6 protein-coding genes and 1 pseudogene are annotated in these 7,480 nt (G+C 72.4%); 1 reads left to right on the top strand and 6 read right to left on the bottom strand.

Annotated features, from left to right (window positions below):
* From CCL05_RS42860 to CCL05_RS42845, 5 genes and pseudogenes are all read right to left on the bottom strand, one after another.
* Nucleotides 1-392: pseudogene (locus tag CCL05_RS42860) on the bottom strand (hypothetical protein); the annotation flags it as partial.
* 4 nt (nt 393-396) lie between these two features.
* Nucleotides 397-555, bottom strand: coding sequence for a DUF6760 family protein (locus tag CCL05_RS45490; protein ID WP_167409730.1), 159 nt, complete (start codon nt 553-555; stop codon nt 397-399).
* On the bottom strand, nt 552-1,046 hold the full coding sequence (locus CCL05_RS42855; RefSeq protein ID WP_086565877.1) for a zinc-ribbon domain-containing protein: 495 nt from the start codon (nt 1,044-1,046) through the stop codon (nt 552-554). Before CCL05_RS42855 ends, CCL05_RS45490 begins: the two co-directional genes overlap by 4 nt.
* Nucleotides 1,043-1,483, bottom strand: coding sequence for a phage tail protein (locus CCL05_RS42850; protein WP_086565876.1), 441 nt, complete (start codon nt 1,481-1,483; stop codon nt 1,043-1,045). The genes CCL05_RS42855 and CCL05_RS42850 overlap by 4 nt, the downstream gene beginning before the upstream one ends.
* A gap of 50 nt (nt 1,484-1,533) precedes the next feature.
* Nucleotides 1,534-3,093 (bottom strand): phage tail sheath family protein, encoded by a 1,560-nt coding sequence (locus CCL05_RS42845; RefSeq protein ID WP_086565875.1) that lies wholly within the window; start codon nt 3,091-3,093, stop codon nt 1,534-1,536.
* Between the two features lie 243 nt (nt 3,094-3,336).
* Here CCL05_RS42845 and CCL05_RS42840 point away from each other — a divergent pair, with 243 nt between their 5' ends.
* Nucleotides 3,337-5,067 carry an eCIS core domain-containing protein gene (locus CCL05_RS42840; protein WP_244204618.1) on the top strand — a complete coding sequence of 577 codons (1,731 nt, stop codon included), beginning with the start codon at nt 3,337-3,339 and terminating at the stop codon, nt 5,065-5,067.
* 4 nt (nt 5,068-5,071) lie between these two features.
* Here the strand turns inward: CCL05_RS42840 and CCL05_RS42835 are convergent, their stop codons facing one another.
* The gene (locus CCL05_RS42835) at nt 5,072-7,189 is read right to left on the bottom strand and encodes an ATP-binding protein (protein ID WP_086565878.1); all 2,118 of its coding nucleotides are present in this window, start codon (nt 7,187-7,189) and stop codon (nt 5,072-5,074) included.
* Nucleotides 7,190-7,480: the final 291 nt, after the last annotated feature.

Below are 7,480 nucleotides of genomic sequence, written 5' to 3'. Positions count from 1 at the left end.
CCTTCCGAGTCGTCCGCCCCCTCCGGCCGCAGGGCCCTCAGCAGCAGCGGCCCCCCGGCGGTATGCGCGGCCTGCGGAGTCGCCGGGCGGGTGACACCCCGCACCAGACCGGCCGGAGCCATCGGCAGAAGCGCGTGTCCGAGCCCGCTGTCGAACGACGGGTTCTGCCAGGCCGCCAGGCCCGCCCGGAAGGCGAGGCCGTCGCTGACGCCCAGCGGGGCGCGGGACACGGTGAGTTCCGGCACGGCGGTGCGGCGCCAGCCCCCGTCCCAGTCGCCGGGCACGGCGGACCCCGGCCCCGGGCCCGGGCCGGACGGACCGCCCGCTTCGGACGGATCGCCCGCGGCAGCCGGCGCGGCAGCCCGGCGACGCAGCCTGTCCCGCCATGCCATGTCCTCAACCGCCTTCGTTCATGCGGGTGTTGATACGGGCGATCTCGGCCACCCACTGCCGGCGCTCGTCGTGGGTCAGGTCGAGGATCTCCTCGCGCTGCCAGTGGAAGTGGTAGGCGATGTACGCGATCTCCTCCCGGAGCCGGGGAAGGGCGTACGTCACGATTCCCCCAGGCGCCCACCCGAGAGGTCGACCTCGAAGCCGCCCTCACAGTGCGGGCAGGTCACCGCGGCTCGGGTGTGGCCCTCGCTGTTGACCCGCCGGTAGAAGTCCTGCAGGAACGCGACGTCGGTGGCGTACATCCGCTCCACGATCCCGGCGTGCACGTCGGTGATGCTGCCGATCCGGGTGATCACCTGGCTCAGCAGCACCACGCTCAGATACGCCGGGTTCTCCTTGACCCTGAGATCGATCTGCGGACGCAGCTCGTCACGGGCGGTGGCCAGGCGCATCGCGCCGTGCCGGTGCACCGTGCCCGCCTCGTCCACGTAGCCGCGCGGCAGCTCGAACTCGAACTCGGTGCGCAGCCCGTGGTTGTCCTCCCGGGGCGGCGGGGCGGCGGCGGGTGCCGCCGCCTGCTCCGGCGCGGGGGCGGGCGCCGTCATCGCGAGGATCTCGTCCAGATTGCCGGCCGTGACCGTACGGCGCCTCATTCGACGGTGATCTCCTCGAACACGATCGTCACGGACTCGGTGGCCGGAGACGACTCGCCCGCCTTCAGGGACGGGCCCTCCCACTTGGACACCCAGCCCTGCATCAGCTGGATACGGCGGACCGTGTTCATCTCGGAGTCCATGATCTCGATGGTGAGGTTCTGGCGCGCGGACTCCACGGCGCCCTTGTTCAGGGTCTCCTTGATCCACTTGGTGAACTCGCTGCTCTTGTCGAGTCCCCGGGTGATCGTCACCTCGCCGGCCTGCCGGGCGCCGGGCTGCTTGCGGATGATCTGCTTGCCCGTGTCGCTGACCTGCTTGACCTCGACGACATCCTCCTCGACGGTCAGCCCGCTGATCTCCTGGATCGACTCGACCCGGTAGCCGCCGAGCTGCACGCCGAAGACGTGGGTGGAAAGAGCATCGCCCTCTGCCATGACTGTCTGTCACCTTTCCTTGGTGAGCCGTTGTTCCTGCGGGCCCGGGGTCACTCGTCGATGAGGCTGGTGCTGTCGGAGAACTGGGCCAGCCGGAAGATCACGAACTCGGCGGGCTTGACCGGCGAGACGCCGATCTCGCAGACCACCCGGCCCTGGTCGATGGACTCCTGCGGGTTGTTGTCGCGGTCGCACTTCACGTAGAACGCCTCTTCGGCGGTACGGCCGAACAGCGCGCCGCGGCGCCATTCCTCGGTGAGGAACGCGGTGACGTTGCGCCGGATGCTGGACCACAGCCGGTCGTCGTTCGGCTCGAAGACCACCCACTGGGTGCCCAGCAGGATGGACTCTTCGAGGTAGTTGAACAGACGGCGCACGTTCAGGTAACGCCAGGCCGGGTCGGAGGAGAGGGTGCGGGCGCCCCAGATGCGGATGCCGCGGCCGGGGAAGGCCCGTACGCAGTTCACGCCGATCGGGTTGAGCAGATCCTGCTCGCCCTTGCTGAGGCGGAGCTCCAGGTCCACCGCGCCGCGGATCACCTCGTTGGCGGGCGCCTTGTGCACACCGCGCTCGGCGTCGCTGCGCGCCCACACGCCGGCGACGTGACCGCTCGGCGGGACGGTGGTGTTGCGGCCGGAGGCCGGGTCGAAGACCCTCACCCACGGGTAGTACAAGGTGGCGTAGCGGGAGTCGTAGCCCGCCTCGTCGTTGCGCCAGGTGCGCACCTGCTGGGCACTCAGGCCGGGCGGGGTGTCCAGGACGGCGACGCGGTCACCCATCTGCTCGCAGTGTGAGATCACCGCGAGCTGCACGGTGCGCACGCCCTCGGCGTCGATGTCGCCGCGCTGGTAGGCGCTCATCAGGTCCGGCACCGCGACCATGGTGATCTCGTCGATGGTCTCCAGACCGCCGAACCCGGTGCGGGCGCCGGCGTCGCCGACGTACTCCGCCGGGTCGAGGCGGGCGACCTCGCCGGTGCCGTTCGCGGTGGGCGCGGTCGGGGCGTCGGGGACGGCCAGGACCTGGGCGGCGGGCCTGCTCTGGGTGGCGCCCTGCTGCTCGGTGACCTGGATCAGCTTGGAGGCGCGGACCTGGTTGACCAGGTAGCCCTTGACGTTCTTGCGGGTGGAGGCCTCGTACGTCTCCACGACCTGGTCGCCCTGGCGGACCAGGACCTTGAAGCGGTCCTCCGGCGGGTTCTCGCCGTCGACGTCGGCGACTTCGACCGACACCCCGGTGACACCGGGCTTGGCGGCGAGGAGGAAGCCGCCGAGGGCCACCGGCTCAGCGGCCGCGTTCGCGGCGCGTGAGCCGCCCACCGGCGACGGAGCGGAGGCGTCCTCGGCCGGGCCGCCGATGCGCACGATGTACGCGGCGCCGCCGCCGTTGGAGAAGTAGCCGTGGACGGCGAGGGGCAGATAGGTGCCCTCGGTGAAGCCGCCGAAGGTCTGGGTGTACTGGTCCCAGCTGGTGACCAGCGTCGGCGTGTGGAACGGGCCGTTCTCGGCGAACCCGACGAACGCGGCGACGGCGGTGCCGACTCCTTCGATCGGTCGGGCACCGGACTGCACCTCCTCCACGTACACACCCGGGGTGAGGTACGTCGGCATGCTTGCTCCTTCGCGTCCTGCGGGTCACCTGTGTCCAGGCCGAGTCTGCGCGGGAGGTCCGCCGGGACGACAGGGACGCGGGTACCTGGCCAAGGGCAAGATCACTGCCTTTACCGCCCAGAGCGACTGTCCGGCCGCCGCCCGGACCTGCCCTCGCCGTGCCCGCACGGTCCTGGACATCCCGTTCGGCCTGGCGGTGCACTGGGGGCCGCAGCAGGGGTGCGCCGATGAGGAGGCAATGACGTGCGGAAGCCCGGGGTGCGTTCCGAGCAGAACGAGACGCAGCGAGCCGCACACCGCCCGGCCGTCGGCCGTCGGGAGACCCCCTCCGGCAGCACCGCCGTGCCGCCGCCGCTCACCGCCGACGTGCTCCGCGCGGCACAGCGTGGCGCGGGCAACGCCGCGGTGACCGCGATGGTCGCCCGCCGCGCACGCCCCGCACCCGCCCAGGACGAGCCCGCCGACACCGGGGTCCAGGACGTCCTGCGCTCGGCCGGCAAACCTCTCGCGGCGCCGGTACGCAAGGAGATGGAGTCCCGTTTCGACACCGACTTCTCCGACGTACGCCTGCACACGGGGGCGACGGCCGCTCGCTCGGCGCACGCGATCGGCGCCCGCGCGTACACCTCCGGCAGCCATGTGGTGATCGGCGCCGGGGGCGGCGACAAGCACACCCTCGCCCACGAGTTGACGCATGTCGTCCAGCAGCGGGGCGGCCCGGTCTCGGGCACCGCCACCGGCCACGGGTTCGCGGTGTCGGACCCGGGCGACCGCTTCGAGCGAGCCGCCGAGGCCAACGCGCGCAAGGTCATGTCGGGGCCGGTGCCGGGCGTGCAGCGCCTGGCGGCGGAAACGGACGGGACGCCGCTGTCGGCCGGGGCGGACACGGGCATGGGCACGGTGCAGCGGGCCAGCACGACCACGCTGGAGAATGCGGTCGTCACGCACTACAGCCCCACCAGGGAGAACGCCGAGCCCGCCTACGACCTGACGGTCAAGCGCCCCAAGGAGGTGACCGGCCCCATCGTCCCGACGGTCACGAAGGGGCGGGGGCAGGCGCCGAACCCCATCGCGGTCAAGTCCCTGCACGCCGCCTACAAGGCCCAGAAGCGCAAGGGAACGGCGGCGCCCACCGAGCCGCAGGTCTGGAAGGACCTGTTCGGCGGGGCGGGCTACGACCGCGGCCACGTCATGGGGCTGGAGGTGGGCGGCAGCGACGTCAGCCAGAACATCGTCCCCCAGTGGTCCCTGAACCAGGGCACCGGCATGTGGCGCAAGATCGAGCAGGCGTTGGTCGGGGTCAGCACGGGCACCCTGCGCTTCGAGGTGAAGTACGCGGACAACACGGGCAATCACCGCCATGTGATGATCCCGGTGGAGATCGACATCTTCCTCGACAACGTCACCTACGACTCGTGGCAGAACGAACCGGACGTGAACGACCTGATCCGAGCGGGCCGGGACCCGAGCGACCTCGCGCAGTACTACACGGAGACGAAGGACGCGCTGACCAGCGGCACGAACCTGACCGAAGACGAGATGCAGGAGTTCGCCCTGCACGCACTGGCCCGGGACAGGTCGGGCTTCCTCGCCTACCAGGACTACGAGAGCGATCTCGCCCAGGGCAGACAGCCCGGTGCCAGCACTGCCGACGCCCACATGAAGGGCATGAGCCGCTCGGACTTCCCCAAGGACCGCCGGGACAAGCTCATCCAGTCGTACGTCGACGCGGGCTGGGTGACCAGGAACGGCACCGGGGACACCGCGACCTACACGCTGGGCGACGCCCCGGCTCCCGCACCGGACAGCGACACCGAGTCCAGCAGTGCGTCCAGCGACTCCGATGTCGCCATGTCCGACGGCTCGCAGCCGTCGTCGCCCGGGCAGCCCTTCGCCACCATCCAGTTCGGCTCGCAGGGCAGCAGCTCGGACGGCGACTACGAGGACAGGATGGACACGGACTCGGACTCCTGATCCGTCAGGCCCCGGCCGCCTCGGCCACGTACGGGCCGAACTCGCTCTCCAGGATCAGCCGCCCGAGCTTGCGGTACTCCTGCGCGACCGCCGTCACCAGCTGCCGCATGGTGAGCGGGCTGCGGGACTCGGCCGCGAGGTAGGCCGCGGTCACCGCGCAGGCGCGGATGGAGCCGCCGGCGAGTTCGAAGCGGTCGGCGCAGAAGGCGAGGTCCAGGTCGGCGGCGCGGGGCAGACGGTCGCCCAGGCAGCGCTCCCACAGGGCGAGGCGCTGGCTGGAGTCGGGCACCGGGAAGTCGGCGACCACGTCGAGGCGGCGGGTGAACGCCTCGTCGAGGTTGGCCCGCAGGTTGGTGGTGAGCACCGCGATCCCGTCGAACGACTCCATGCGCTGGAGCAGATAGGCCGACTCGATGTTGGCGTGCCGGTCGTGGGCGTCCTTCACCTCCGAACGCTTGCCGAAGATCGCGTCGGCCTCGTCGAAGAGCAGTACCGCGTTGACCGCGGAGGCCTCGGTGAAGATCCGCTCCAGGTTCTTCTCGGTCTCCCCGATGTACTTGTCCACAACTGTGGACAGGTCCACCACATACAGGTCCATGCCCAGGTCGGCGGCGACGACCTCGGCGGACATGGTCTTGCCGGTGCCGGACTCGCCGGCGAACAGCGCGATCACACCGCGCCCCCGGCCGCCGCCGGGCCGCATCCTCCACTGCCCGAGCACCTGCTCGCGGTGGCGGGCGCGGATCGCGAGTTCGCGCAGCCGCCGGTGGGTGGCCGGGGGCAGCACCAGATCGTCCCAACCGACGCCCGGCTCCACCCGGCGGGCGAGCCGGTCGAGGCCCGCACCGTTCTGGGCCCGTACGGCGGTACGCACATCGTCGGCGCGGACGGGGCGGCCCTCGAGGGCGGCCGTGCGCACCGCCACGTCGGCGGCGCGGCGCAACTGCCCGGAGTCCAGCCGGTGCGCGGCGACCGCTTCGGCGAGCGCCTCGACGTCACCGGCCACGGAGCCGTCTCCCGCGGCCTCGTCGAGGGCGTACCGCCAGCGGGCGGCCTGCCGTTCGGGCGAGGGTGCCGGCACGGTCAGGGCGACAGGGGTGTCGGCCGCCCACTCCGGGGCCCAGCCGACGTTGCCGTGCGTGATCAGGGGGGTGCCCCGCAGCGCCGCGCACAACGCCCCGAGCGTGCGAGCCCGTTCGGCGGGTTCCCCGGGGAGCGCCTCCAGGGGGCCGAGGACGACTCCGGCGCCGGTGAGACGGGCTTCGAGGGCGGCGATCCGGGCGAGTTCCGGTACGTCGGCGGGGCGTCGGGCAAGGGCCACGGCGTCCAGGACGAGCGGGCGCAGGCCGGCCGCGCGCAGCGCGGCGGTGGCCAGCCCCGCCGCGTCGCCGCCACGGCTGCGCAGATGGACGAGGCCGACACCGGTACCGGCCGCGGCCGCCGTCCGCCGGATCTCCGCCGGCTCGGCGGTCGGGTCCTCGCGGGCCTCCCCGAGCACCCCCGCGAGCCGGGCCTCGGGCCGATCGCTGCCCAGCAGATGCCCGGTGACCCGGTCCGGAACCGCCAACACCCGTGACAGGGGCGGCCGTTCCGGTTCGGTGACCTCCAGCAGACCGCCTGCGATCAGCGGCGCGCCCGGAGCGAGCCGGAACCGGGCGGAGGACGCCCCGGCCAGCCCGCACAGTTCCAGGGCGAGCCCGACGGTCGGCCGACGACGGGTCAGGTCGTCGTTGAGATAGCCGTAGAGCGGCTCGAACCGTGCGTCGAGGTCGGGTGCCACCGCGACCAGGAGGAGGTCCAGGTCCAGCGGGGACAGCCCGAAACTACGGGCGAGGCTGTGGAGGACGGACCCGGCGGGCGGCTCCCACGGCCCGTGCAGGGGTACGCCGAGGCCGCCCGGCTCGTCCAGGATGCGGGCGACCGCGTCCGGGGTGAGGTATTGGCCGCGGTACGGATCGTCGGGATCGGGGTCGGCGGCACGGCGGACGGCCACGGCGTGGCGCACCCGTTCCTCGACCAACTGGAGCCGGGCCCACAGGGGTTCGGCGCCTGTATGTACGGGATCGGCGTCAAGCGGCAGGGCTTCGGCCGAGACCGGCGCGGGCGCGGCATCGGCGGGCATGGGATGCGCCGTGGCCGAGGTGGATTCGGTGTCGGCCGGCACCGCTTGGGCTTGGATGCGCGCGGGATCGGCGTCGGCTGAGGCGGCTTCGGCCGAGACCGGCGCGGGCGCGGTGTCGGCGGGCATGGGATTTACCGTCGCCGACGCGGATTCGGCCTCGACCGAGGCGGATGCAGCCTCGACCGGCACGGATTCGGCGTCGACGGGCCCGGTCTCGGACTCGGTGACGGGCTCGGCGGTGTGTGTCACGGCTGGCGGTCCCCCCGGCGGCGGCGGGCGGGGGCGGGGCCC

Origin of the sequence: Streptomyces africanus, from assembly GCF_002150735.1 — a bacterium.
In the GTDB taxonomy this organism is placed as follows: Bacteria; Actinomycetota; Actinomycetes; order Streptomycetales; family Streptomycetaceae; genus Streptomyces; species Streptomyces africanus.
The sequence above is the reverse complement of the archived record's forward strand: the minus strand, read 5'-3'. Positions and strand labels throughout refer to the sequence as shown.